Origin of the sequence: Ideonella sp. BN130291 (assembly GCF_036231905.1) — a bacterium.
GTDB lineage: Bacteria > Pseudomonadota > Gammaproteobacteria > Burkholderiales > Burkholderiaceae_C > CAMLIZ01.
On sequence record NZ_JAZARE010000004.1, the window covers coordinates 245,916 to 270,232 of the forward strand.

20 protein-coding genes are annotated in these 24,317 nt (G+C 68.7%); 4 read left to right on the top strand and 16 right to left on the bottom strand.

Going from position 1 to position 24,317, the window contains the following annotated elements; genetic code table 11:
• Positions 1 to 77: 77 nt before the first annotated feature.
• From VPH43_RS10345 to VPH43_RS10390, 10 genes are all read right to left on the bottom strand, one after another.
• On the bottom strand, positions 78 to 1,007 hold the full coding sequence (locus VPH43_RS10345; protein WP_328577607.1) for an AraC family transcriptional regulator: 930 nt from the start codon (positions 1,005 to 1,007) through the stop codon (positions 78 to 80).
• Positions 1,008 to 1,025: 18 nt separating this feature from the next.
• Positions 1,026 to 1,820: an L-iditol 2-dehydrogenase gene (locus VPH43_RS10350; RefSeq protein WP_328577608.1), complete on the bottom strand. Its 795-nt coding sequence runs from the start codon at positions 1,818 to 1,820 to the stop codon at positions 1,026 to 1,028.
• Positions 1,817 to 3,229, bottom strand: a complete 1,413-nt coding sequence (dalD, locus tag VPH43_RS10355) for a D-arabinitol 4-dehydrogenase (RefSeq protein WP_328577609.1) — start codon at positions 3,227 to 3,229, stop codon at positions 1,817 to 1,819. The genes VPH43_RS10350 and dalD overlap by 4 nt, the downstream gene beginning before the upstream one ends.
• An 18-nt stretch (positions 3,230 to 3,247) precedes the next feature.
• The gene (locus VPH43_RS10360; RefSeq protein WP_328577610.1) at positions 3,248 to 4,276 is read right to left on the bottom strand and encodes an ABC transporter ATP-binding protein; all 1,029 of its coding nucleotides are present in this window, start codon (positions 4,274 to 4,276) and stop codon (positions 3,248 to 3,250) included.
• Between the two features lie 12 nt (positions 4,277 to 4,288).
• Positions 4,289 to 5,125, bottom strand: coding sequence for a carbohydrate ABC transporter permease (locus VPH43_RS10365; protein WP_328577611.1), 837 nt, complete (start codon positions 5,123 to 5,125; stop codon positions 4,289 to 4,291).
• A 2-nt stretch (positions 5,126 to 5,127) separates the two neighbouring features.
• The gene (locus tag VPH43_RS10370; protein ID WP_328577851.1) at positions 5,128 to 5,928 is read right to left on the bottom strand and encodes a carbohydrate ABC transporter permease; all 801 of its coding nucleotides are present in this window, start codon (positions 5,926 to 5,928) and stop codon (positions 5,128 to 5,130) included.
• Between the two features lie 208 nt (positions 5,929 to 6,136).
• Positions 6,137 to 7,438: an ABC transporter substrate-binding protein gene (locus VPH43_RS10375; RefSeq protein WP_328577612.1), complete on the bottom strand. Its 1,302-nt coding sequence runs from the start codon at positions 7,436 to 7,438 to the stop codon at positions 6,137 to 6,139.
• Between the two features lie 232 nt (positions 7,439 to 7,670).
• Complete coding sequence (locus VPH43_RS10380; RefSeq protein ID WP_328577613.1) at positions 7,671 to 11,921, bottom strand: translocation/assembly module TamB domain-containing protein; 4,251 nt, start codon at positions 11,919 to 11,921, stop codon at positions 7,671 to 7,673.
• Entirely contained in the window at positions 11,872 to 13,698 is a 1,827-nt protein-coding gene (locus tag VPH43_RS10385) for an autotransporter assembly complex protein TamA (RefSeq protein ID WP_328577614.1), read from the bottom strand. Before VPH43_RS10385 ends, VPH43_RS10380 begins: the two co-directional genes overlap by 50 nt.
• A complete protein-coding gene (locus VPH43_RS10390) occupies positions 13,695 to 14,864 on the bottom strand; it encodes a vWA domain-containing protein (RefSeq protein ID WP_328577615.1) in 1,170 nt (389 codons plus the stop codon). Before VPH43_RS10390 ends, VPH43_RS10385 begins: the two co-directional genes overlap by 4 nt.
• A gap of 48 nt (positions 14,865 to 14,912) precedes the next feature.
• Here VPH43_RS10390 and VPH43_RS10395 point away from each other — a divergent pair, with 48 nt between their 5' ends.
• Positions 14,913 to 16,091 carry a GGDEF domain-containing protein gene (locus tag VPH43_RS10395; RefSeq protein WP_328577616.1) on the top strand — a complete coding sequence of 393 codons (1,179 nt, stop codon included), beginning with the start codon at positions 14,913 to 14,915 and terminating at the stop codon, positions 16,089 to 16,091.
• 4 nt (positions 16,092 to 16,095) lie between these two features.
• On the opposite strand, the gene VPH43_RS10400 is transcribed toward VPH43_RS10395, so the two are convergent.
• The 3 genes from VPH43_RS10400 to VPH43_RS10410 are packed head-to-tail and all read right to left on the bottom strand — an operon-like array spanning position 16,096 to position 19,256.
• A complete protein-coding gene (locus tag VPH43_RS10400) occupies positions 16,096 to 18,156 on the bottom strand; it encodes a S9 family peptidase (protein ID WP_328577617.1) in 2,061 nt (686 codons plus the stop codon).
• A 15-nt stretch (positions 18,157 to 18,171) separates the two neighbouring features.
• Positions 18,172 to 18,405: a hypothetical protein gene (locus VPH43_RS10405; protein ID WP_328577618.1), complete on the bottom strand. Its 234-nt coding sequence runs from the start codon at positions 18,403 to 18,405 to the stop codon at positions 18,172 to 18,174.
• Entirely contained in the window at positions 18,402 to 19,256 is an 855-nt protein-coding gene (locus VPH43_RS10410; RefSeq protein WP_328577619.1) for an AAA family ATPase, read from the bottom strand. The genes VPH43_RS10405 and VPH43_RS10410 overlap by 4 nt, the downstream gene beginning before the upstream one ends.
• Positions 19,257 to 19,340: 84 nt before the next feature.
• On the opposite strand from VPH43_RS10410, the gene VPH43_RS10415 reads away from it, so the two are divergent.
• From VPH43_RS10415 to VPH43_RS10425, 3 genes are all read left to right on the top strand, one after another.
• Positions 19,341 to 20,066 carry a c-type cytochrome gene (locus tag VPH43_RS10415; RefSeq protein ID WP_328577620.1) on the top strand — a complete coding sequence of 242 codons (726 nt, stop codon included), beginning with the start codon at positions 19,341 to 19,343 and terminating at the stop codon, positions 20,064 to 20,066.
• A gap of 134 nt (positions 20,067 to 20,200) precedes the next feature.
• Positions 20,201 to 21,769: an ABC transporter substrate-binding protein gene (locus VPH43_RS10420; RefSeq protein ID WP_328577621.1), complete on the top strand. Its 1,569-nt coding sequence runs from the start codon at positions 20,201 to 20,203 to the stop codon at positions 21,767 to 21,769.
• A 15-nt stretch (positions 21,770 to 21,784) separates the two neighbouring features.
• A complete protein-coding gene (locus VPH43_RS10425; protein WP_328577622.1) occupies positions 21,785 to 22,675 on the top strand; it encodes an Fpg/Nei family DNA glycosylase in 891 nt (296 codons plus the stop codon).
• 54 nt (positions 22,676 to 22,729) lie between these two features.
• Here the strand turns inward: VPH43_RS10425 and rpmG are convergent, their stop codons facing one another.
• The 3 genes from rpmG to trxB form a co-directional block, all read right to left on the bottom strand.
• The gene (gene rpmG, locus VPH43_RS10430) at positions 22,730 to 22,900 is read right to left on the bottom strand and encodes a 50S ribosomal protein L33 (RefSeq protein ID WP_328577623.1); all 171 of its coding nucleotides are present in this window, start codon (positions 22,898 to 22,900) and stop codon (positions 22,730 to 22,732) included.
• 26 nt (positions 22,901 to 22,926) lie between these two features.
• Entirely contained in the window at positions 22,927 to 23,160 is a 234-nt protein-coding gene (gene rpmB / locus VPH43_RS10435; RefSeq protein WP_328577624.1) for a 50S ribosomal protein L28, read from the bottom strand.
• A gap of 173 nt (positions 23,161 to 23,333) precedes the next feature.
• A complete protein-coding gene (trxB, locus tag VPH43_RS10440) occupies positions 23,334 to 24,284 on the bottom strand; it encodes a thioredoxin-disulfide reductase (RefSeq protein ID WP_328577625.1) in 951 nt (316 codons plus the stop codon).
• Positions 24,285 to 24,317 lie beyond the last annotated feature (33 nt).

Sequence of the window (24,317 nt, forward strand, 5' to 3'; positions counted from 1 at the left end):
TCGCAAGCGCTTCGGGTCGGCTAGCTGGGTCGGTTCCCAGGTGCCGCCCTTGGCTTAGGGGGAGGCGTTGTTGCGTCCTATGTGCCGGCGCCGAAGCGCACCTCCGCCTGGCGCCGGAAGTCGGTGGGTGTCATGCCCTTGATCTCCAGGAAGCGGCGGTTGAAGTTGGCCACGTTGTTGAAGCCGACGTCGTAGCAGATGTTGGTGACGTAGCGGTCGGTCTGCATCAGCAGCTCGCAGGCCTTGCTGATGCGCATGCGGTTGACGAAGTCGGTGAAGGTGTTGCCGGTGGCGCGGCGGAAGAAGCGCGAGAAGCGGCTTTCGGTCATGTGGAAGCGCCGGCACACCTCGGCCATGGACAAGGGCTCGGCACAGTGCTCGCTCACGTAGCTGACCACGGCATTGATCTGCGCCAGCGATTCATCGTCGTCGAAGCTCTGCAGCTGCACGCTGGACAGCAGCCGGTAGTCCGACGAGCGGGCGAGCAGGGTGAGGAACTCGCAGAACGCGGCCAGCCGCGCCAGGCCACGGCTGGCGCGGATGTGCTCCATGCGCGAATAGGCCAGGTCCGACAGGCCGAAGAACTCGATGCCGTGGCGGGCGCGCTCCAGCAGCGGCAGCACCTCGCGCAGCTCGGTGATGTGCTGCGCGGCCTGCTCCAGCGGCTCGTGCGCGAACTGCACCACCCGGTCGCGCAGCGCCACGCCCTCGGGCGGCGCGTCGGTGGAGATCCAGTTGTGCGGCAGGCGCGGGCCGGTGAGCACCAGGTGGCCGGGGCTGAAGTGGCCGATGTAGTCGCCCACGAACACCTTGCCCGAGGTGGCCACGATCAGGTGCAGCTCGTACTCGTCGTGGTAGTGCCAGCGCACCAGCGGGTTAGGGAAACCGTGGTCCAGGCAGCGCAGGAAGCCGCCGCTTTCCGGCGGCTCGTAGCCGAGGTCGGGGTTGCGCAGCAGCGCGTGCTCCAGCTCGGGAGCGGGTGGGCGGCGGTGGGTGGGGGCGTGCATGGCGTGACGCGTGGCGTGTCAGCTCATCACATTACCGCCGTCCACGTTGAGTGTCTGTGCGGTGATGTACGAAGCCTCGTCGCTGGCCAGGAACACGGCCGCGCCCGCAATGTCCTGCGGCGCGCCCATGTAGCCCAGTGGCACCGCCTTGCCCACCGCGGCTTTCTTCTCGCCCGGCTGCAGGCCTTCGTAGCGGGCGAACAGCGCGTCCACCTGGCCCCACATCGGCGTGTCGATCACACCGGGCGAGATGGCGTTCACGCGGATGCCGTGCGGTGCCATCGCCAGCGCGGCCGACTGGGTGTAGCTGATCACCGCGGCCTTGCTGGCGCAGTAGTGCGACACCAGCGCCTCGCCGCGGCGGCCGGCCTGGGAGGCGAGGTTGACCACGCGGCCGCGCCGTTCGTGGGCCACCATCTGCCGCAGCACCGCCTGCATGGTGAAGAACATGCCCTTCACGTTCACGTCGAACAACCGCTGGTACATGGCCTCGTCGCTGTCCAGCAGGGGCGCCAGGTCGAACACCGCGGCGTTGTTGAACAGCACGTCGATGGGGCCGAAGCGGGCTTGCGCGGCCTGCACCATGGCATCGATCTGGGTTTGTTCGGTGATGTCCGCGGCCAGGTAGTGCACCGCCTCGGGCGCCGCTTCCATGAGTGCGCGCACGCCGGCCGATGGGGCTTGCGACAGATCCACCACCGTGCAGCGCGCCCCTTCGGCGGCATACGCCTCGGCCACCGCCAGCCCGATGCCGCCGGCCGCGCCGGTCAACAGGGCGTGGCGGCCCAGCAGGCGTTGCGACGAACTATTCATGCCAGCACTCCTTCATCGATGAATGTGGCGATCTCGCGGCGGGCGGCCGCGAGCGCCGTGTGCAGTGCTTCGTTGCCGGCAAGCTCGCCCCACAGCGCAGGCTCGGTGCTGAAGGCCTGCACCGGGTCGGCGGCCGCGCAGATCGCATGGGCACGCTCCGGGTTCATCGCCTGGTCCTGGTAGGCATACGGCAAACGGCCTTCATGCCAGCGCTGCAGGAAAGCGAGGAACAAGGCCGGCAGCCGGGCCACGCTGGCGATGCCCTGGCCCGCGGCCAGGCGTTCGCGGATCGTGGGCACGATGAAGCCGGGGATCTTGGCAAACCCGTCCGCGGCCACGCGCTGGTTGGTGTCCGCGATGGCGCGGTTGCCAAAGCGCTGCAGCACCGTGTCGCGATAGGCGCCCAGGTCCACCGGGCTTGCCTGCCGCGGGTTGTGCAGGCAGGGGATCACGTCGTTGGTCACGTAGTCGTGCGCCATGCGGCGGATCACCGGGTCCTGCGTGCCTTCATGGATGTAGCTCAAGCCGCGCAGGGTGCCGGCCCAGGCGATGCAGCTGTGGCTGGCATTGAGGATGCGGATCTTGGCTTCTTCGTAGGGCTGCACGTCGGCCACCATCTGCACGCCCACCGTTTCCCACGCGGGGCGGCCGTTGCAGAAGCGGTCCTCGATCACCCACTGGATGAAGTCCTCCGCCATCACCGGCACTTCGTCGTTCCAGTGCATGGCCTGCGCGATGCGCGCCTTCAGCTCGGGCGCGGGCCGTGGCGTGATGCGGTCCACCATCGCGTTGGGGCAGCTGGTGTGGGTGTGCACCCAGTCCAGCAGCTCCGGTTGCTGCAAGGCGGCGATGAACTGCAGCAGTCCGTCGCGGAAGCGGTCGCCGTTGTGGCGCAGGTTGTCGCAGTTCAGCAAGGTGAGGCCACCGGCCTGCTGCCGCATGCGCGCCTCAAGCATGGCGGTTGCGGCGCCGTAGATCGTCTGCCTGCTGCGGCCGGCCAGGTCGGCGGCCACGTCGGGATGAGTGAGGTCGAGGCGGTGCTGGTCGTCCAGGTAGTAGCCCGCTTCGGTGACGGTGAAGGACACGATGCGCGTGCTCGGGTCGGCCGCGCGTGCGATCGCAGTGGCCAGCTTCGGCTCATGCGGAATCACTTCGGTGATCGACGTGATGCGGTCGCAATGGCGCTGGCCGCTGGGCGACACGGTTTCCAGCGTGTAGGCGCCACCCTGGCGCTGCAGCGCGAGCAGGGTATCGGCCATGTCCGGCCGCAGGTTGGTGCCGGCCAGCTGCCAGCGCGTGTCGCCTTGCTGGATCAGCTGGTGCAGGTAGACGGCCTGATGGGCGCGGTGGAAGGCGCCCAGCCCGAGGTGCAGGATGCGCAGGCGATTCGAGGAAGCGTCAGGGGACATCGGAGTTCCGGGGCGGCGTCAGTGGGCGGTGGCGAGCAGGCGCCCTTCGGTGTCGAACAGGTGCAGGTGGCTCACGTCCACGTCCACGCCGACCGCGTCGCCGGCCGCGAGCGAGGTGCGGCTGTTCTGCCGCAACACGATCTGCGCGCCGCGCTGGGTGTGCAGGTACACCAGGGTCTCCGCGCCCAGCGCTTCCACCAGCTCCACTTGCGCCGCGATCTGGCCGCGGCCGGCATCAGTGAGGCGCAGGGCTTCCGGCCGCACGCCCACGAAGGCGGCGTTGCGCGCCTGCGCCGCGGCCATGGGCAGCTCGGCCAGCTCCACCACGTTCATCTGCGGCGTGCCGATGAACTGCGCCACGAAGCGGTTGGCCGGCTGGTCGTACAGCTGCAGCGGCGAGCCCACCTGCTCGATGGCGCCGTCACGCAGCACCACCACGCGGTCGGCCAGGGTCATGGCCTCCACCTGGTCGTGCGTGACGTAGATGGTGGTGGCGCCCAGCTCGCGGTGCAGCTTGGCGATCTCCACCCGGGTCTGCCCGCGCAGCGCCGCGTCCAGGTTGGACAGCGGCTCGTCGAACAGGAACACCTTGGGCGCCCGCACGATCGCGCGGCCGATCGCCACACGCTGGCGCTGCCCGCCCGACAAGGCCTTGGGCAGCCGCTCCAGGTAGGGCGTGAGGTTCAGGATCTCGGCCGCACGCGCCACCTTCTGCGCGATGACGGCCTTGTCCACCTTGGCCAGGCGCAGCGCGAAGCTCATGTTCTCCGCCACGGTCATGTGCGGGTAGAGCGCATAACTCTGGAACACCATCGCCAGGTCGCGTTGCGCCGAGGGCAGGCGCGTGATGTCGCGGCCGTCCAGCATGAGGCTGCCGCCGTCGACGGCTTCCAGCCCCGCGATCAGCCGCAGCAAGGTGGACTTGCCGCAGCCGGACGGGCCGACGAAGACGACGAACTCCCCTTGCTCGATGGTGAGGTCGATGCCCTTGATGGCGCGGTGCGTGCCGAAGAACTTCTCGACGCCGCTCAGTTGCAGGAATGCCATGTGTCTTTCTCCTTACTTGACGGCGCCGAAGGTCAGCCCCTGCACCAGCTGCTTCTGGCTGAACCAGCCGAACACCACGATGGGTGCGATGGCCATCACCGAGGCCGCCGACAACTTGGCCCAGAACAGGCCTTCGGGGCTGGAATAGGAGGCGATCAGCGCGGCCAGCGTGCCGGCCTTGGCGGCGGTGAGGTTGAGCGACCAGAACGCTTCGTTCCAGCTCAGCACCAGGCACAGCAGGCCGGTGGAGGCCAGGCCGCCCAGGCTCAACGGCAGCACGATGTGGCGGAACTCATGCCACAGGCTGGCGCCGTCCATGCGCGCGGCTTCGAGGATGTCCACCGGGATGTCCTTGAAGTGCGAATACAGCATCCACACCATCAGCGGCAGGTTGCTGAGCGTGAACACGATGATCAGCCCCAGCCGCGTGTCCAGCAGCTGCGTGCTCTGCGCCATCACGTACACCGGCACCAGCGCGCCCACCGCCGGCATCATCTTGGTGGACAGCATCCACATCAGCACGTCCTTGGTGCGGCGTGTGGGAAAGAAGGCCATCGAATACGCCGCGGGCGCAGCGATCAGCAGGCCGACCAGCGTGGACACCACGCTGGTGATCACCGAGTTCTGCGCGTACTGCAGGTAGTCGCTGCGCGTCTGCACCAGCGTGTAGTTGTCCAGCGTGGGCGTGAAGTGCCACATGGTGGACACCGAGATCGCCTGCAGCTCGGTCTTGAAGGACGTGAGCAGCATGAAGGCGATGGGGAAGAAGACCAGCAGCGCCACGGCCCAGGCGGCGAGGGTGCGCGCCACCAGGCCCGGCGGAAACCGAAGTGCAACAGGGGAGGCCATGGCTACCTTTCGAGGTTCTTTCCGACCATGCGGATCAGGAACACCGCCGCCACATTCGCCAGCAGCACCGCGAACAGCGCCCCCGCCGAGGCCACGCCCACGTCGAAGTTCAGCAGCGCCTGCTTGAAGATCAGGAAGGCGATGTTGGTGCTGGCATCCCCAGGGCCCCCGCCGGTCGTGGTGAAGATCTCGGCGAACACCGACAGCAGGAAGATCATCTCGATCATCACCACCACCGCGATCGCGCGTGACAGGTGGGGCAGCACCAGGAAGCGGAACTGCTGCACCGCGTTGGCGCCGTCCATGCGGGCGGCTTCCAGCTGCTCGCGGTTCATGCTCTGCAGCGCGGTGATGAAGATCAGGATGGCAAAGGGCAGCCACTGCCAGGCCACCATCACGATCACCGAGAACAGCGGGTAGTCGGTCAACCAGTCGATCGGCTGCGCGCCCACCGCCTTGCTGATCTGCGCGAACACGCCGTAGATCGGGTTCATCATCATGTGCTTCCACAGCAGCGCGTTCACCGTGGGCATCACGAAGAAGGGCGAGATCAGCAGCACCCGCACGATGCCGCGCCCGGGGAAGGGCTCGTTCACCAGCAGCGCGATGGCGATGCCCAGCACCACCGTGATCGCGATCACGCTGCCCAGCAGCAGCAAGGTGTTGCCCACCGCGGTGGAGAACGACGGGTCGGTGACGAAGAACTCGTAGTTCATCAGGCCGATGAACTCGTGCTCGCCCGGCTGCATCAGGTTGTAGCGGATGACCGAGAAGTACAGGGTCATCAGCAGCGGCACGATCATCCAGAGGAAGAGCGTGACCACCGCCGGCGCCAGCAGCACGCGGGCGAAGGGTCGGGCGACGGCGCGCTGCGGCTCGGCCGATCCGGGGCTGGCGCGGCGCCGGCCTGCGAGCGAGGGCGCCGCCACCGGCGCGGCGGCGTCCAGCGCTGCATCGGGCGCCGCCAGCGTCGCAGCGTCGGTGGTGGTACTCAGCACAGCTTGCTCCGGCTTACTTGTAATAGCCCGCCTTGCGCATCTCGCGGTCGGCGGCGAGTTGCGAGGCCTTCAGCGCGTCGTCCACCGAGGTCTTGCCGGCAAGCGCCGCGCTCATCTGCTGGCCCACCGCGATGCCGATCGCCTGGAACTCGGGAATGGCCGCGTATTGCACGCCCACATACGGGCTCTTGGGCAGGGTGGGCTCGTTGGGGTTGGCGGAGAAGATGGCCTTCTGCTCGGCCTGGCCGAACTTCGCGGCCTGGCGGAACTCACGCGACAGGTAGGTGGACTTGCGGGTGCCGGTGGGCACGCTGCCCCAGCCGGCCTCCTTGGCCACCAGCTGCACATAGTCCTTGGAGGTGGCCCAGTTGATGAACTTCTGCGCCGCGTCGGCATTCTTGGAGCCGGCCGGAATGGCCAGCGCCCAGGCCCAGAGCCAGTTCGCGCCCTTGTCGGTCACCGCGGAGGGCGCCTGCACGAAGTCCACCTTGTCGGCCACCTTGCTCTGCTTGGGGTCGGTGATAAAGGAGGCGGCGATGGTCGCGTCCACCCACATCGCGCACTTGCCTTCGTTGTACAGCGCCAGGATCTCGTTGAAGCTGTTGGACGAGGAGCCGGGCGGGCCGTACTTCTTGAGCAGGTCCACGTAGAAGTTCACCGCGTCCTTCCAGGGCTTGCTCTCCAGCTGCGGCTTCCAGTTCATGTCGAACCACTGGCCGCCGAAGGCATTGACCATGGTGGTGATGAAGGCCATGTTGTCGCCCCAGCCCGGCTTGCCGCGCAGGCAGATGCCGTACACGCCGTTGGCCGGGTCGTGCATCTTGGCGGCGGCGTCGCGCACCTGCTCCCAGGTGGGCCGGTCGGCGAACTTGATGCCGGCCTTGCTGGCCAGGTCGGTGCGGTACATCAGCATCGAGCTCTCGCCATAGAACGGCGCGGCGTAGAGCTTGCCGTTGGCCGACAGGCCGTTGCGGATGGCCGGCAGCAGGTCGTCCACGTCGTAGCCGGCATCGGGCTTCAGCTCGTTGAGCCAGCCCTTCTTGCCCCAGATCGGCGTCTCGTACATGCCGATTGTCATCACGTCGAACTGGCCGCCCTTAGTGGCCACGTCGGTGGTCACGCGCTGGCGCAGCACGCCTTCTTCCAGCGTCACCCACTTCACCTTGATGCCGGGATTCGCCTGCTCGAAATGCTTGGTGAGCTTCTGCATCTCGATCATGTGGCCGTTGTTCACCGTGGCCACCACCAGGTCGGTGGCACCGGCCATCAGCGGGGCCACCAGGCAGCACGCCAATGCAATCGCCTTGAGTTTCATGATGTCTCCAGATCTCGGTTGGAAGGGCGGCCGCAGCTGGTGGCGGCACTGGTGCGAAGCGTAGGTCCGGCCCCCTGCGGCGCGTGGTACTCGGCCCGCGAATGCCTGTACTTTTTTGCACAGGCCGTTCAGGGTTTTCCTTGATGTGTGGTGCGGTCTCCGGGAGATGCCGCCTGCAAGGAAGTATTGGAGGCCGGGGTGTGCTGCGCCCGGCCGCGCGGGGCTCGAAGCCTCAGTTCCAGCGCCAGGTCCAGATCAGGTCCAGCGCGTTGTCTTCGCCGGCCTGCGCGCGCAGGGTGAAGCGCTGGGCGATGCGGTAGATCGCCTGCCAGCTGCCGGCGGTGCTGTTCACGCCGCGCTCGTAGCCCACGTACCAGCGGCGCGAGATCTGCTTGCCCAAGGACACCACGGTGTTGCGCAGGTCGCCTTCGCCTTCCTGGCGCACCGAGAAGTCGTCCAGCCCCAGCGCCTTGATCACCTTGTCGGTGGTGGATTCACCTTCGCCGGACAGCAGCGCCAGGGCCGCATGCTGCAGCAAGGCGGTGTCCGCGCGCCCCAGGCCTTCGGGCGCGCGGCCCAGCACCAGCCACGAGAGCTTGTCGGCTTCGGCCATCTCCGGCTCGGAGAACAGGCGCACCCGCGGCTTGAGCGCGGTGCCGCCCACCGACACACCGACGCGCACATCGGTGTTGGGCCGCAGGGCCACGATGTCCAGGCGCGGGTTCTCCACCGGGCCGCTGAAGTCCACCAGGCCGCGTTCGATCTCCAGCTTCTGGCCGTAGGCGGCGTAGGTGCCGTTCTCGGTGCGCACCGTGCCGTTGACGGCGAGCCGGCCGTTGGGCGTGGTCATGCGCAGCTGGCCGCGCAGGTAGGCGTCCAGGCCGCGGCCGCGGATGTGCAGGCGCTCGCCGAGATCGATGTTCATGGTGGCCTGCACGCTGCGCGGCGGCTTGGGCGGCGCCTGGGCTTCCTGCGCCTGCGCCCGTGCGCTGTCGATCGGCTTGGTGCTCGGGCGCTGCACCACGCTCACGTCGTCGTCCAGCGTGGGTGCGTCGCTGCGGCTGAAGTCGATCAGCCCTTCATCCACGACGAAGCGGCCGTCCAGCCGGATCGCGTCACGCTCCAGCGCCAGCTCGGCCTGGCCGCTGGCCACGATGCGCCGGTCCACCCGGCCCAGCAGCTCGAAGTGGCCGGCGTTCAGCCGCAGCTGCGCGCGCGGGGTGTCGCCCAGGCTGGCGCCGCCTTCGAGCCGCAGCAGGCCGTCGCCGCCCTTGACGGTGAAGCGCTCGATCTGCGCGGTGGGGCCTTTCAGCGCGATCAGGATGTCGCCGTCGGTCACGTTCACGCCCTGCAGCAGGTTGCGCGCGCCCACACCGCGGCCTTCGAGCCGGCCGGTGTATTCGGGCGCGCCGAAGCGGCCGCCCAGGCTGGCGCCGGTGTGCAGCTGGCCGGTGAGGCGCCAGCCCGGCGGGGTCCACGGGCCCCACACGCCGAGGTTGTCCACGCGCAGCTCGAGCACGCCTTCCATCGGCGAATCCTTGTCGGGCCACACCGCGCGCGGCGGCAGGCGCAGGCTTTGGGCACCGGCCAGCACACCCACGGTGCTGCCCGCCAGCGCCTCGGTGAAGTGCCACACGCCTTCGTTGGCGTTCACGCCGAAGCGCAGGTCGGTGAGGCCCAGCGTCTGGGTGCCGCCTTCGTCGGTGACGGACAGGTCGCCGCGGCTGCGCTCCAGCACCACGTCGGCCTGGAAGGCCGCGCCGGTGGTGATGGCCACATGGCCGCCCACGGTGAGGTCGCCGCCCCAGCCGAACTCGGGCTGCAGACGGGCCAGCAGCGGCGCCACCCGCAGTGGATCCAGCTGCGCCTGCACGTTCACCTGGGCCGGCTTGTCGCCGCTGCCGGCCTGCCAGCGCATGTCGCGCCAGCGCAGGGTGGCGCCCAGGAGTTGCAGCTGGCCCGGGCGGGCGTTGGCTTGCAGCAGCTGCCCCTGGCCGCCAAAGGCCAGCTCCGCCTGCAGGCCATCGGCCACCAGCCATGCGGCGCCGGGGCCGCCGGCGATGGGGCCGGCATGCAGTTGCTGCACCTGGCCCTGCCAGCGGCCGCCCTCGGCCTGCGGCAGCCAGGCCCCGGTGAGCTGCAGCTGCAGTCCGGTGGGCTGGCCGGCGCTGCTGCCCAGCAAGGCGTCGGTCCAGGCCGGTGGCCGTGCGGCGGTGTCCAGGCGCAGCTGCAGCTGGTGGTTCTGCTGCGTGCCGCTGGCCTGCAGGCGCAGGCGCTCGGCGCGTTGGGCGCCCCAGGCCAGGCCATCGGCGTTCAGGGCGACCTCCAGCGGCGCGGTGGCACCACCGCCAAAACGCCAGCGCGCGTCGGCGGTGTCCAGTGACACGTTGCCCGCTTTCAGCTTGGCAATTCGTGCATCGCCTTCGCTGCGCAGCGCGGGCCAGCGGCCCTGGGCCTGGGCCTGCAAGGTGACGCTGCCGGAGCGCGGCTCCCAGTTGGCCGCCCCAGGGACCAGGCGCACGAGCGGCGCCAGGGCGGCCAGTGCGGGCGCCTGTGCGTTGACGCGCCAGGCATCGGCCGCGCCGTCGCCCTGCAACGCCAGCTGGGCCTCCACCTGCAGCCGGCTGTCGGCGGCCTGCAGGTCGGCCACCAGCGCGGCCTGCGGTGTGCCGGCATCGGCGCGCAGGCTCGCCTGGCCTTGCAAGGGCACGCCCGCCAGGCGGCTGTTCGCCAGCGTCAGCTGCATCCGGCCACGCAGTGCCTGCCAGTTGGGCTGTGCGGTGCCTGCCGGCTGCGCGAGGTCCGCCTCCCAGCGGCCGTTCAGGCGATGGCCGCCCTGGCGCCAGGCGCTGCCTTCGGGGCCGGGCCACCAGGGCAGGGGATCGAACTCGGCCAGCTCGCCGCTGCCCTTGAAGCGCCAACGCCCCTGCTGCTCGCGGGCCGTGGCCTGCGCGGTCGCGCGCGCCGTGCCGGCGCTGGCGTTGAGCTGGCGCAGCGTGATCTCCAGGCCATCGGCCAGGCCGGTGGCGCTGCCCTCGGCCTGCAGGCGCACCGGCGCACCGGAGCCGCCCGCCAGCTGCCCTTCCAGTCGGGCGCGCAGGTCGGCCGCCCAGCGCCGCGCGGTGGCGGTGTCGCCGCCATGCAGCGTCATGGTCACCGGACCGCTCAGCGTCATGGCGGCCAGGCGCTGGTCCAGCCGGGCCGGCTGCACGGCGCTGAGGGTGGTGTCCAGCGCCAGGGTGCCGGCGTTCCAGCGGCCGCTGCCGCGGATGTCGCCGGCGGGTTGCGCGGTGGTGCCCAGCGCCAGGGCCATCGCATGCACGTCCAGCCGCTGGTGGTCCCGCGGCTGGCCGCGGAGGTCCAGCTGCAGGCTGCGCACGGGCAGCTGGCCTTCGTCCCAGCGGCCGGGCAGGCGGTTGTGCACCTGCAGGTCGACGCGCGCCGGCTGCGCCATCCCGGTGGTCGCCAAGGTGGCATGGCCGTCCAGGCGCGTGGCCGGCAGCCCGGTGGCCAAGGTCGCGAGATCCAGCCCAGCCATGTGGGCCTGCAGCTCGGCCAGCGGCCAGGCCGCAAAGGGCGTGAGCACGCTGTGCAGGTCCAAGGTCGCCGCAGGAGCCTGCGGGCCGGGCGCCGCACGCAGCTGGCCGCCGAGTGTCAGGCGCTGCAGCGTGCCGCCGGCCGTGACGCCGGCCTGCCAGGCGCTGCCCAGCGGGCCGGTGGCGCCGGCCAGGGCTTGCGACTGCACCTGCAGCTGCGCGGCCAGCGCCATCGGCGCGACGGCGTCGATGTGCCCCTGACCCTGCAGCTGCAGCCGGTCCCACGCAAAGGCGAGCTGCTCGACGCGGTGCACGCGGCCCTGGTCAGCGCCGAAGTGCAGGCTCGTGCGCAGCTCGCGCAGCGGTGTTGCGCTGTCGATCTGCAGCGCCTGCACCTGCACTTGAGGCAGCAGCAGCTCGATCGGCAGCTGCAGGCTGCGTGGCGCTTGCAGGGGTGTGTCGCTCGCAGGGCCGGTGCGCACCGCCACGCGCTGCGCGCGCAACCCTGTGACCACCAGCCGAAGCCACGCGCCGGAGTAAGGCCGCCATTGCCATTGCAGGTCTTGCCAGGCCATGGCGTCGATGTCCACCTGCACCGCGCTGCCGTCGAGCTTGAAGGCCACGTGGTCGGCGGCGAAGGGGCCGCCTTGCAGCGACCCGCGCCCGCCGGTGATGCGCAGGCCGGACACCTGGGACAGCAGCCACGCCGTGCCGGCCTCGGTGCGCAGGGCCTGCCAGCCACCCACCAGGGCCAGGCCCAGCAAGAGCAGCAGGCCGATGAAGAGCAGGCCGGTGGCCAGGCTCCAGCGCCGCAGCCGGCTGCGGCGCGCCGGCGTCGGCGTCGGCGTCGGCGCGCCGGCTGCCGGGTTGGGCGGATTCACCGGGTCGGCCATGGTGTCAGAAGGCAATGCCCACGCTGGCGTGCAGCCGCCATTCGCGCGTTTCATTGCCGTAGGCCAGGTCCAGCCGCAGCGGCCCGACGGGGCTGCGCCAGCGCACGCCCGCACCCACGCCGACCGCTGGCTTCAGCTCCGAGAAGTTGTCCGCGGCGCGGCCAGCGTCCACGAACACCGCCCACCACACGCTGGGCAGGCGCGCGGACACCGGGCGGCCGGCTTCCAGGCTGGTGGTGAACAGCACCCGGCCGCCGGTGACTCCACCGTCGTCCGCTCGCGGCGCCAGGGTGCGCCAGCCATAACCGCGCACCGACTCGTCGCCACCGGCACGGAAGCGCAGCGGGTCCGGCACCTCCACGCCATTGGCGGTATACACCTGCCCCAGCTCCAGGCGCGCGCTACCAAACCAGTGGCCGCCCAACGGCCGGTACAGCGTGGTGCGACCGTACAGGCGGGCGAAGGCACCGGCGCGGTTGCTCTGGTCGTGCGCGCGGCCGGCGCCCGATTGCAGGCTGAGCGTGTAGCCCTTGGTGGGCAGCACGTTGCTGTCGAGCTGGCGCCAGCCCCAGTGGTAGTTGCCGGACAGCGCATTGGCTTGTTCATGCGTGTCGGCCGTGGTGCGGGTGGCGCTCAAGGCCTCCACGAAATAAAAGCGCTGCCTGTGCGGCGTGTCCTGGCTGCGGCCCAGGCGCAGGCTGGCGGAGGTGACGGTGTCCTCGTTGGTCTTCTGCCGCTCCACCGAATAACCCAGCAGGTTGCGCCAGAAGTCGTGTTTGACATGCGTGCTCAGGTCGCCTTCCACCGCCTGCCGGTCGCGGCCCCATTCGACGCGGGTGCGGGAGATGACCGGCCACCCGAGCAGGCGCCGGTGCCAGTGTTCCAGCGAGGTGCGGGGGCCGGCATTCGCGCTGTAGCCGATGCCCACCGTGGCTTGCTGCAGGCTCAGCTCATGCACCCGCACCGTCACGCGGGCGGCGGCGGCCTGCTCGGGGTTGGGGTCGAGCACCACGCTGGCGCGGTCGAACAGGCCCGAGGTCTGCAGCCGCTCCTGGTAGTCCAGCAGCAGCTGGTCGGTGAGCGGCGCGCCGGGTTCGAAGCCCGCGAGGTTGCGCACCGAGCTGTCGTCCTGGTGCTCCAGGCCTTGCACGTCGAGCACGCCGGCGCGGAACAGCGGGCCGCTGTCGGCCACCACGAACAGGCGCACCGAATCGTCGTTGACGTTCACCTGGGCGCCGGTGCCGCTCCAGGTGGCCGCGGCATAGCCTTCGGCGCGCAGCTGGGCAAGGGCGGCCGCCTTGGCGTCGCTCCAGCGGGCATTGCTAAACGGCGCGCCGGGTTGGAGCTGCCAGCCGTCGCGCAAGGCCGCCAGCACGGCCTGGGCGCGCGGCTCGCCAGCGGAGGCCTGGCGCTCCAGTTCGCCTTCCACCTCGAAGGTGACGCGGCCGATGTGCACCCGCGGCCCCGGCTGCACGCTCACCCGCACCCGCGGCGGGCTGGTGTCCGGCTCGCGCCGCACCTGCACCACCGGCTGGAAATAGCCCTCGGTCTCCAGCAGCTCGCGCACCTGCGCCGGCGCCGCGCCCACCAGGCGCGCGACCTCGGGATCGCTCACGCTGTCCTGCCCGGCCAGGCGGGTCAGGCGGGCGAGATCGAGGTTGTTGGCCAGCAGGGCCTTCAGCTCGCCCGGTGCGTCCACCACCAGCTCCACCAGGGGTTCTGGCGGTGCGGTGGGCGCACCCGTGCGCTGCGAGGGATCGAGCGTGCCGCAGCCCGCCAGGCCCAACGCCAGCAGCAGGCAGGCGATGGGCCTGGCCAGCGCCGCCTTCATTTGCTGAGCAGCCGCATCGCTCCTTCCAGCCCGGCCAGCGTGAGTGGGAACATGCGCTGGTTCATCAGCTGCTGCACGATCGCGATGCTCTGCCGGTACTGCCACACGCCCTGGGGCTCGGGGTTGATCCAGGCGAACTTCGGGAACGCATGCGTCAGGCGCTGCAGCCATTCGGCACCGGGTTCCTCGTTGTTGTATTCCACGCTGCCGCCGGGCTGCACGATCTCGTAGGGGCTCATGGTGGCGTCGCCCACGAAGATCAACTTGTAGTCCTTGTTGTACTTGCGGATCACGTCCCAGGTGGGCGTCTTCTCGCTGAAGCGGCGGCGGTTGTTCTTCCACATGAAGTCGTAGACGCAGTTGTGGAAGTAATAGAACTCCAGGTGCTTGAACTCGCTCTTGGTGGCGGAGAACAGCTCCTCCACGCGGTGGATGTGCTCATCCATGGTGCCGCCCACGTCCATCAGCAGCAGCACCTTCACCCGGTTGTGGCGCTCGGGCACCATCTTGATGTCCAGCAGGCCGGCGTTGGCCGCGGTGGAGTGGATGGTGTCGTCGAGGTCCAGCTCCTCGGCCGCGCCTTCGCGCGCGAAGCGGCGCAGCCGGCGCAGGGCCACCTTGATGTTGCGGGTGCCCAGCTCCTTGGTGTCGTCGTAGTCCTTGTAGGCGCGCTGGTCCCACACCTTCACCGCGCTTTTGTTGCCACCCTGGCCGCCGATGCGGATGCCCTGCGGGTTGTAGCCGGAGTTGCCGAAGGGGCTGGTGCCACCGGTGCCTATCCACTTGCTGCCGCCTTCATGGCGCTCCTTCTGCTCCTCGAAGCGCTTCTTGAGCGTGTCCATCAGCTCGTCCCAGCCCATCTTCTCGATGGCGGCCCTTTCCTCCGGGCTGAGCTCGAGTTCCAGGTTCTTGCGCAGCCAGTCCAGCGGCACCTCCTGGGTGAAGTCGGCCAGCTGCGCGATGCCCTTGAAATAGGCACCGAAGGCCCGGTCGAACTTGTCGAAGTGGGCTTCGTCCTTGACCAGCGTGGTGCGGGCCAGGAAGTAGAACTCGTCCACCGAGGGGCCGATCACCTCGGCCTTCAGTGCCTCCAGCAAGGTGAGGTATTCCTTCACCGAGACCGGCAATTTGGCCGCGCGCAGCGTGTAGAAGAAATTGATCAGCATCGGAATCGCCCGCTGGCAACGAATGTTCCCAAGCATACTTCGGCCCCGATGTCCGCTTCCCCGTCCTTCAACAGCACCGAGATCGCCTACCTGATGGTGAGCGCCCAGCAGCTGGTGCTGGGCATCGGCTGGGTGATCGGTGCCCGCCTGATGCCGGCCGCCCGGATGGCGGCGCTGCACTGGGCGGGGTGCGCGCTGCTGACGGCCTTGTCGCTCACGCTCTATGTGGCAGGCGCCCAGCACAACGACCCGTTGTTGCGCCTGACCGGCAATGCCTGCGTCACCTTGACGCTGATCGCGCTGCAGCGCGGCGTGTGGCACTTCTACGGCGCACCGCTGCGCTGGGGCTGGCACGCGACGGTGCTGGGGCTGGCCATCGGCGTGTCCCTTCTGGGCATGGCGGACGATCACCGCAGCTGGCGCATGGGTGTGCTGTCGGCGCTGCTGTCCGGGCTGTGCCTGTCCACCGCCTGGGACCTGATGGCGCTGGCCGGCGGGCCGCGCCAGCGCCGCTTCGGCCTGGCGGTGGCGGCACCGCTGGCGCTGGGCGGGCTGGTGTTTGCGCTGCGCAGCGCGCGTGCCCTGCTGCTGCCGGCGGGGGCGGTGCACGAGGTGTCGGCCGACACGCTGGGCAACTTCATCGCCGCGTTCGTCTACCTCGTGATCACGCTCACCTTCCAGCTCACCCTCCTGGCGCTGGTGTTCTCCCGCCTGGTGGCCCAGCTGCAGCGCACCTCACGCCGCGACGCGCTCACCGGCGTGATGAACCGTCGCGCGCTGGACGATGCGCTGGTGGACGAGGAGCACCGCGCGCGCCGGCTCGAGGCCCCGTTCGCGGTGCTGATGATCGATGCCGACCACTTCAAGAGCATCAACGACCGCTTCGGCCACGCCGGCGGCGACCGCGCGCTGCAGCACCTGGCCGCGCTGATGGGCGCACAGATGCGCGACATCGACCGGCTGGGCCGCTACGGTGGCGAGGAGTTCGTGGCGCTGCTGCCCGGCACCACGCTGGAGCAGGCCCAGGCGGCGGGGGAGCGGGTGCGCGAGCGGGTGGAGGCGGTGCCGCTGATCTGGCAGGAGACGCCGGTGGCGCTGTCGGTCAGCGTCGGCATCGCGGCCTGGCAGGGCGCTGACGATGCGCTCGCCGCCCTGCTGGCACGGGCCGACGGCGCGCTGTATGCGGCCAAGCGCGCCGGCCGCAACTGCGTGCGGGTGGGCGGCTGAGGCTTCAGCGCTTGGCGCGGCCGCTGCTTCGGCCGTCGCCGGCTTCCTTGCCGCTGCCTTTGCCGCCCTTGTTGACGGCCGGGTCGTGCCGCTTGAGCCAGGCAAAGAACTCGCCGTACCACAGCGCGCTGTTGCGTGGCTTCAGGATCCAGTGGTTCTCGTCCGGGAACCACAGCAGGCGCGCATCCACGCCCTTGGCCTTGAGCGTGTTGTAGTAGGCCAGCCCCTGGGCGTCCGGCACGCGGTAGTCCAGCGCGCCGTGGATCACCAGCGTGGGGGTCTGCATGTGCTGCACGAAGGCATGCGGGCTTTGTGAGTGCACCTTGGCCGGATCGTCCCAGTACCAGGCGCCCAGCTCCTTGGCATGCCAGGTGTATGCGTCGTCGGCGAACATGGCCGTCCAGTCGAAACAGCCGGCGTGGCAGACGTAGGCGGCGTAGCGGCCGGCCGGTACATGGCCGTTCATCCAGGCGGCCATGAAGCCGCCGTACGAGCCGCCGGTGGCGAACACGCGCTTCGGATCGGCCCAGCGCTGGCGCAGGACCCAGTTGGTGCCGGCTTCCACGTCCTGCAGCTCGTATTCGCCCCAGCGGTGGGTGATGGAGTCGGTGAAGTCGAAGCCGAAGCCGCTGGAGCCGTGGTAGTTCACACAGGCCACCACGTAGCCCTGGGCGGCGAAGAGCTGGTTGTTCCAGCGGTAGTGGAAGGTGTCCAGCGAGGCCGCATGCGGGCCGCCGTGGATGCTGTGCATCACCGGATAGCGCTTCTTCGGGTCGAAGCCCGGCGGGTACACCAGCCACATGTGCACGTCGTCGCCACGGGCGCCGCGCAGGGTGACTTCCTCGTGCCGGCCGAACTGCAGGCCGGCCAGCAGCTCGTCGTTGAAACGTTCGATGCGGCGCGGCGCCTCGCCGGGGCGATGCACCGTGGCCCGCGCCGGATGGTCCATCGCATCGGCCACGCTGACCAGGGTGTCCCCGGCCAGGTCAAAGCCGTGCACCATGCCACCACGCACCACCACTTCGGCCTGGCGGGTGGCGAGGTCGAAGCGCCACACATGCGTGCGCGCCTGCTGCTCGGCGCTGCAGTACAGCGCCCGGCCGTCCGCCTGCCACAGCAGCGGCGCATGCACGTCGTGGTCCCAGTCCGCGCTCAGCACCTCCCAGCGGCCACTGTCGCGTGACCAGGTGGCGATCTGGTCCGGCATGGTGTGGCGGCGCTCCTCGTGGCGGGCCAGGAAGGCGATGCGCTGGCCGTCGGGGCTGTAGCGCGGTGCACTCATGTCCCAGGCCGGGTCGGCGGCCACCGGCTGCACCTGCCCGCTCCTGAGCTCGATCTCCGCCAGCGCAAAGCGGTTGTCCAGCCGCTTCTGCGCCGCCGGATCGTGGGCGAAGGCGATGCGGCGGCCGTCGGGCGAGATGTCGAAGGCGTTGCTGTCAGGGTCGGCGCGCTCCAGCTCCCAGGGCGTGCCTTCGAACAAGTCGCGCACCTTGCCGGTCCGCACGTCCAGCACATGCAGGTGGGCCACCCGGTCCTGGTGCACGAAGTGGTCCCAGTAGCGGTACAGCGCCTCGCTGGTGACGTAGCCGGATTCCTTACGCGCCTTCCATTCCTTCAGCCGCTTGGCCTGCGCTTTCTGGCCGACCAGGTCCGGCCACACCCAGGAAACGAACGCGATGCGTCGCCCATCGGGGAACCACTTGAAGGCCTCCACGCCGGTGGCCACGCTGGCCGCGCGGCGTGCTTCGCCACCATCGGGCGGGATCACGTAGAGCTGCGGTTCCTCGTCCTTCTCGCCCTGCTGGTCGCGCCGGGCGATGAAGGCGATCAGGTCACCGCGTGGCGACCAGCGCGCCTGCCCGTCCTTGTCACCGCAGTGGGTGAGGGCGCGTGGCTCCCCGCCTGTGGTGGGCAGCAGCCACAGGCCGCTGCGGGCGCTGTTGTCCTCCATCGAGTAGTGCGTCAGCGCGCAGACGGCGGCGTGGCCGTCGGGGGCGAGCGACGGTGTGCCCAGGCGCGCGATGCGCCAGAGGTCCGCGATGGTGATGGGGCGCCGGCGTGCCATTCAGTGAGGGTCCCGTCAAACCTTGGTCTTGCGGCCGCGGCGCCAGCGCAGCGCAGCCCATTTGCCGGCGCCGCAGCCAAGTGCGATCAGCACCAGGCCGGTCATGGCGCGGGCGTTGTAGCCTGGTTCGGCAAAGAAGTCGAAGCCCAGCCACTGGCCCACGGCCCAGCCGGCCAGGCCGCCGAGCAGGAAACCGAGCGCGTCGCTGACGCCTTCGACGAGCAGCTCTTTGGGGTCGGGGCGGCTCACCGGTTGTGCTTCTGCATGAAGACGAGCTTCTCGAACAGGGTGACGTCCTGTTCGTTCTTCAGCAGCGCACCCACCAGCGGGGGGATGGCTACCTTGTCGTCGCGCGACTGCAGCGCCTCCAGCGGAATGTCCTCGGCCACCAGCAGCTTCAGCCAATCGAGCAGCTCGGAGGTGGAGGGCTTTTTCTTCAGCCCGGGCAGGCCGCGCACGTCGTAGAAGTTCTTCATCGCGGCACCCAGCAGCTCCTTCTTCAGGCCGGGGAAGTGCACGTCGATGATGGACTTCATCGTGTCCGCATCGGGGAACTTGATGTAGTGGAAGAAGCAGCGGCGCAAAAAGGCGTCCGGCAGCTCCTTCTCGTTGTTGGAGGTGATGAACACCAGCGGCCGGTGCTTGGCCTTGACCAGCTGGCGCGTCTCGTAGACGTAGAACTCCATGCGGTCGAGTTCGCGCAGGAGGTCGTTGGGAAATTCGATGTCGGCCTTGTCGATCTCGTCGATCAGCAGCGCCACCGGCTGGTCGGCCTCGAAGGCCTGCCACAACACACCCTTGACGATGTAGTTGCGGATGTCGCGTACCTTCTCGGAGCTTTCGGCGTCGGACAGCTGGCTGTCGCGCAGGCGGCTCACCGCGTCGTATTCGTACAGGCCCTGCTGGGCCTTGGTGGTGCTCTTGATGTGCCACTGCAGCAGCGGCAGCTTGAGCGTGCGGGCCACCTCTTCGGCCAGCATCGTCTTGCCGGTGCCGGGCTCGCCCTTGACGAGCAGCGGGCGCTTCAAGGTGATGGCGGCGTTCACCGCGAGCATCAGGTCCTGGGTGGCGACGTATTGATCGGAACCTTGGAACTTCATGGAGAGTGCCTGTCGGAGGTGTCGGACCAGTATAGGGCCGCCCCTATAATTCTCGGTTGGCCCTGAACACCCTAGCTGGTTCCGATGAAAAAAGCGCTCACCCTGTCGACCCTCCTCGCGAGCCTCGCTGCAGCCGCCTTCTTCGGCGCACCGGCCGCCCAAGCCCAGACCGCCGCCTCCGCGCCCGCCACGGCGGCCGCGGCATCGGGCCCTTCGCCGGCGGCCTCGCCGCGTGCGGCCGACAAGCTGGTTGCCATGTGCATCGGCTGCCACAACATTCCGGGCTACCAGGCCAGCTTTCCTGAAGTGCACAAGGTGCCGATGATCGCCGGCCAGAGTGCCAAGTACATCGTCAGCGCCCTGAACGCCTACAAGAAGGGTGACCGCAAGCACCCCACCATGCGCGGCATCGCGCAGTCGCTGTCCGACCAGGACATGAACGACATCGCGAGCTACTACGAGCAGCTGGCCGCCAAGGCCGGCGAGCCCGCCAAGCTGCCCGACACGCTGCAGGTGCCCGCCGACGTGCAGGCGCTGCTCACCAAGGGTGCGTGCGTGTCCTGCCATGGTGCCAACCTGAACAAGCCGCTGGACCCCAGCTACCCCAAGCTCGCCGGCCAGTACAGCGACTATCTCTACGTGGCGCTGAAGGCCTACCAGGTGGAGAAGAACCCGCACGTGGGCCGCAGCAACCCCATCATGGCCGCCCAGGCCAAGCAGTTCAGCCATGCCGAGCTGAAGACGCTGGCCAACTACATCGGCTCGCTGCCCAGCGAGCTGAAGACGGTGCCGCAATCGCGCTTCCGCTGAAGCACTGGCCGCCCGAACCAAAAGCCGCTGTGTCCCAGCGGCTTTTTTGTTTCCAGCGCCCGCGGAGTAACCCGCAGGCACCCGGCCCGGAGCTTGCCTAAACTGCCCCGCACTCAATTGACGGGAGTTCAGCGATGAAGCACTACTTCGCCCTTGGCGCCCTGGCCGCGGCGCTCGCCCTGCCGGCGGGCGCGCAAACCCTGCGATGGGCCAGCGCGGGGGATCCACAGACCATGGATCCTTATTCGCAAAACGAGAACCTCACCAACAACATCAACCATCAGATCTACGAGTTCCTGGTGGAGCGCGACAAGAAGCTGGGTTTCATCCCCGGCCTGGCCACGGAGTGGAAGCAGACCAGCCCGCTGCAGTGGCGCTTCAAGCTGCGTCCGGGGGTGAAGTTCCACGATGGCAAACCCTTCACCGCGGACGACGTGGTGTTCTCGGTGCTTCGCGCGCGCGAGAAGACCTCGCAGATCGCCGCCTACGCCACCGCACTCGGCGAGCCGAAGAAGGTGGACGACCTGACGGTGGAGTTCAACCTCAGCCAGTTCAACCCGATCTTCCTGGACCACCTGAACACGGTCTTCATCATGAGCAAGGCCTGGTGCGAGGAGCACAAGGCCACCAAGCCGCAGGACTTCGGCAACAAGGAGGAGATGTTCACCGCCCGCAATGCCAACGGCACCGGCCCCTTCATGCTGGTGACACGCGAGCCCGACGTGAAGACGGTGCTCAAGCGCAACCCCAACTGGTGGGGCAAGCAGGAAGGCAATGTGCAGGAGGTGGTGTACACGCCGATCAAGAGCGACGCCACGCGGCTGGCCGCGTTGCTGTCGGGCGAGATCGACTTCGTGCTGGACCCGTCGCCGCGCGACCTGGAAAAGCTGCGCAACACGCCGACGGTGAAGGTGATTGACGGGCCGGAGAACCGCATCGTCTTCGTCGGCATGGACCAGGCCCGCGACGAGCTGCTGTATTCCAGCGTGAAGGGCAAGAACCCCTTCAAGGACGTGCGGGTGCGCAAGGCGATGTACCAGGCGATCGACATCGAGACCATCAAGACTAAGCTGATGAACGGCCAGGCGGCGCCCACCGGCGCGCTGGTGCCCACGCCGATCGCGAGTTTCAACGACCCCGAGGTCGAGAAGCGCCTGCCCTACGACCTGGAAGCCGCCAAGAAGCTGATGAAGGACGCCGGCTACGCCGACGGCTTCGAGGTCACGATGGACTGCCCCAACAACCGCTACATCAACGACGAGCGCATCTGCCAGACGCTGGCCTCGATGTGGGCGCGGCTGAACATCAAGGTGCGGGTCAACGCGATGCCCAAGACCACCTACTTCCCCAAGACGGAAAAGCTGGACACCTCGCTGTACCTGTTCGGCTGGGGCGGCTCGATCACCGATGCGGAAACCACCTTCACGCCGATCTACCGCAACCGCGGCGAAAAGGGTGTGGGTGAATACAACCGCGGCAACTACAAGGACGACGAGCTGGACGCGCTGGTGGCCGCCTCCAGCAAGGAAGCCGATCCGGCCAAGCGCAAGGCGCTGATCAAGCAGGTGTTCCTGCGCCACAACGAGCAGGTGCACCACATCCCGCTGCACCGCCAGTTCATTCCCTGGGCCACACGGGCGGGTGTGAGCGTGGTGCACCGGCCGGACAACTGGCTGGAGACGCAGTGGGTGACGATCAAGTGAGCTAAAGGCCGCGGGATGCCCGAGCTGCCCGACGTCACCGTCTACGTCGAGCGCCTGGATGCACGCGTGCGCGGCCAGGTGCTGCAGCGGGTGCGGGTGCTGAACCCGTTCCTGCTGCGCACCGCGGTGCCGCCGATCACACAGGCCGAAGGCCGGCGGGTGCTGGGCGTGGAGCGCCTGGGCAAGCGGGTGGTGATGGCGCTGGAGGACGGGCTCTTCCTCGTCATCCACCTGATGATCGCGGGCCGTCTGCGCTGGCTGGCGGCCGGCGCCAAGCCGCCCGGCAAGATCGCACTCGCCACCTTTGAGTTCGAGGGCGGCATCCTGGTGCTCACGGAAGCAGGCAGCAAGCGGCGCGCGTCGCTGCACCTGGTGGCAGGCCGCGACGCGCTGGCCGCACTGGACGCTGGAGGCATGGACGTGCTGGCCGGTGACCTGGCCAGCTTCGCCGACCGCCTGCAGCGCGAGAACCACACGCTGAAACGCTCACTGACGGACCCGCGCCTGTTCAGCGGCATCGGCAACGGGTATTCGGACGAGATCCTGCATCGTGCGCGGCTCTCGCCGATCCTGCTCACGCGGGCGCTTTCAGAGCAGCAGGTGGCCGCCTTGTTCGATGCCGTGCGGGCGGTGATGAACGAGTGGACCGAGCGCCTGCGCGCCGAGGCGGACAAGGCGGGTGGCTGGCCCGGCAAGGTGACGGCCTTCCATGCCGGGATGGCGGTGCATGGCAAGTTCGGCCAGCCGTGCCCGGTGTGCAGCGCACCGGTGCAGCGCATCGTCTACGCCGAAAACGAAACCAACTACTGCGCCCGCTGCCAGACCGGTGGCAAGGTGCTGGCCGACCGGTCGCTGTCGCGCTTGCTCAAGGCGAGCTGGCCGCGCCACATCGACGACCTCGAATGACAAAACCCGCCGGGCGTTGCCACCGGGCGGGTCGTGAGGAACAAGCCGGCTGAATTACTTCAGCTTGGTTTCCTTGTACAGCACATGCTTGCGTGCCTTGGGATCGAACTTCATGAATTCGAGCTTTTCGGGCGTCGTCTTCTTGTTCTTGTTCGTGGTGTAGAAGTGGCCGGTCCCCGCAGTGGATTCCAGCTTGATCTTTTCGCGTCCGCCTTTGGTGGCCATGATGCTCTCCTAGATGTGCGGTGAGCTTACAGCTCGCCCTTGGCGCGCAGGTCGGCGACGACCTGCTCGATGCCGACCTTGTCGATCAGGCGCAGCGCGGCGTTGCTGATGCGTAGGCGGACCCAGCGGTTCTCGGTTTCGAGCCAGAAGCGGCGGTACTGCAGGTTGGGCAGGAAGCGGCGCTTCGTTTTGTTGTTGGCGTGGGAGACATTGTTTCCCACCATCGGGCGCTTGCCCGTGACTTGACAGACGCGTGCCATGACGCTTCTCCGGTTCAATCGTTTCAGGCTCGGTGCCTAGAGCAGGGGACTCTCATCGAGCCGCCTGGGTGGACACCCTTCGAGGGCTTGGACGCCCCCAATGGAACGCCCGGCCGAATTCGGCAAAGACCGCGAGTATAGCGGATTTTCCGGACCCGGCCAACCGTCGCAGGCTACTGCTGCTCCAGAAAGCGCTGCGCGTCCAGGGCGGCCATGCAGCCGGTGCCGGCGCTGGTGATGGCTTGGCGGTACACATGGTCCTGCACGTCGCCAGCGGCAAACACGCCCGGCACGCTGGTCATGGTGGCGAAGCCGTCCAGCCCGGTGCGGGTGACGATGTAGCCGTCCTTCATCTCCAGCTGGCCCTTGAAGATGTCGGTGTTGGGCGAATGGCCGATCGCGATGAAGCAGCCCTTCAAGGCCAGCTCCTTGGTGGTGCCGTTCTGCGTGCTCTTCAGGCGCACGCCGGTGACCCCGCTCTGGTCGCCCAGCACCTCGTCCAGCGTGTGCCACAGGTGCAACTCGATCTTGCCTTCGCGCACCTTGGCGTCGACCTTGTCGATCAGGATGGCCTCGGCCCGGAACTTGTCGCGCCGGTGGATCAGGTGCACCCTGCTCGCGATGTTGGACAGGTACAGCGCCTCTTCCACCGCGGTGTTGCCGCCGCCGACCACGCAGACGGTGTCGCCCTTGTAGAAGAAGCCGTCGCAGGTGGCGCAGCCGCTGACGCCGCGGCCCATGAAGGCCTCTTCGCTCGGCAGGCCCAGGTACTTGGCGGACGCGCCGGTGGCGATCACCAGGCTGTCGCAGGTGTAGGTGCCGGCATCGCCCTTGAGCGTGAACGGGCGCTTGGAGAGATCGACCTCGTTGACATGGTCGAACACGATCTCGGTGTTGAAGCGCTCGGCGTGCTGCAGAAAGCGCTGCATCAGTTCCGGGCCCTGCACGCCCATCACGTCGGCGGGCCAGTTGTCCACCTCGGTGGTGGTCATCAGCTGCCCGCCCTGGGCCAGGCCGGTCACCAGCATCGGCTTGAGGTTGGCGCGTGCGGCATAAATGGCGGCGGTGTAGCCGGCCGGGCCGGAGCCGAGGATCAGGACTTGTGCGTGCTTGTGGGTGGACATGGGTCAGCCAACGACGTGATGAAGGGGAAGTGC

What these genes read in the sequence shown, in the direction of transcription:
- VPH43_RS10410 (WP_328577619.1), bottom strand. Translation starts at nt 19,256, where the DNA reads ATGAAGTTCCAAGGTTCCGATCAATACGTCGCCACCCAGGACCTGATG.
- VPH43_RS10360 (WP_328577610.1), bottom strand. Translation starts at nt 4,276, where the DNA reads ATGGCATTCCTGCAACTGAGCGGCGTCGAGAAGTTCTTCGGCACGCAC.
- VPH43_RS10390 (WP_328577615.1), bottom strand. Translation starts at nt 14,864, where the DNA reads ATGCTGATCAATTTCTTCTACACGCTGCGCGCGGCCAAATTGCCGGTC.
- VPH43_RS10375 (WP_328577612.1), bottom strand. Translation starts at nt 7,438, where the DNA reads ATGAAACTCAAGGCGATTGCATTGGCGTGCTGCCTGGTGGCCCCGCTG.
- VPH43_RS10350 (WP_328577608.1), bottom strand. Translation starts at nt 1,820, where the DNA reads ATGAATAGTTCGTCGCAACGCCTGCTGGGCCGCCACGCCCTGTTGACC.
- VPH43_RS10420 (WP_328577621.1), top strand. Translation starts at nt 20,201, where the DNA reads ATGAAGCACTACTTCGCCCTTGGCGCCCTGGCCGCGGCGCTCGCCCTG.
- VPH43_RS10370 (WP_328577851.1), bottom strand. Translation starts at nt 5,928, where the DNA reads ATGATCGTGCCGCTGCTGATGACCCTGTACTTCTCGGTCATCCGCTAC.
- VPH43_RS10400 (WP_328577617.1), bottom strand. Translation starts at nt 18,156, where the DNA reads ATGGCACGCCGGCGCCCCATCACCATCGCGGACCTCTGGCGCATCGCG.
- rpmG (WP_328577623.1), bottom strand. Translation starts at nt 22,900, where the DNA reads ATGGCCACCAAAGGCGGACGCGAAAAGATCAAGCTGGAATCCACTGCG.
- dalD (WP_328577609.1), bottom strand. Translation starts at nt 3,229, where the DNA reads ATGTCCCCTGACGCTTCCTCGAATCGCCTGCGCATCCTGCACCTCGGG.
- VPH43_RS10425 (WP_328577622.1), top strand. Translation starts at nt 21,785, where the DNA reads ATGCCCGAGCTGCCCGACGTCACCGTCTACGTCGAGCGCCTGGATGCA.
- VPH43_RS10345 (WP_328577607.1), bottom strand. Translation starts at nt 1,007, where the DNA reads ATGCACGCCCCCACCCACCGCCGCCCACCCGCTCCCGAGCTGGAGCAC.
- VPH43_RS10385 (WP_328577614.1), bottom strand. Translation starts at nt 13,698, where the DNA reads ATGAAGGCGGCGCTGGCCAGGCCCATCGCCTGCCTGCTGCTGGCGTTG.
- rpmB (WP_328577624.1), bottom strand. Translation starts at nt 23,160, where the DNA reads ATGGCACGCGTCTGTCAAGTCACGGGCAAGCGCCCGATGGTGGGAAAC.
- VPH43_RS10395 (WP_328577616.1), top strand. Translation starts at nt 14,913, where the DNA reads ATGTCCGCTTCCCCGTCCTTCAACAGCACCGAGATCGCCTACCTGATG.
- VPH43_RS10365 (WP_328577611.1), bottom strand. Translation starts at nt 5,125, where the DNA reads ATGGCCTCCCCTGTTGCACTTCGGTTTCCGCCGGGCCTGGTGGCGCGC.
- trxB (WP_328577625.1), bottom strand. Translation starts at nt 24,284, where the DNA reads ATGTCCACCCACAAGCACGCACAAGTCCTGATCCTCGGCTCCGGCCCG.
- VPH43_RS10380 (WP_328577613.1), bottom strand. Translation starts at nt 11,921, where the DNA reads ATGAAACGCGCGAATGGCGGCTGCACGCCAGCGTGGGCATTGCCTTCT.
- VPH43_RS10415 (WP_328577620.1), top strand. Translation starts at nt 19,341, where the DNA reads ATGAAAAAAGCGCTCACCCTGTCGACCCTCCTCGCGAGCCTCGCTGCA.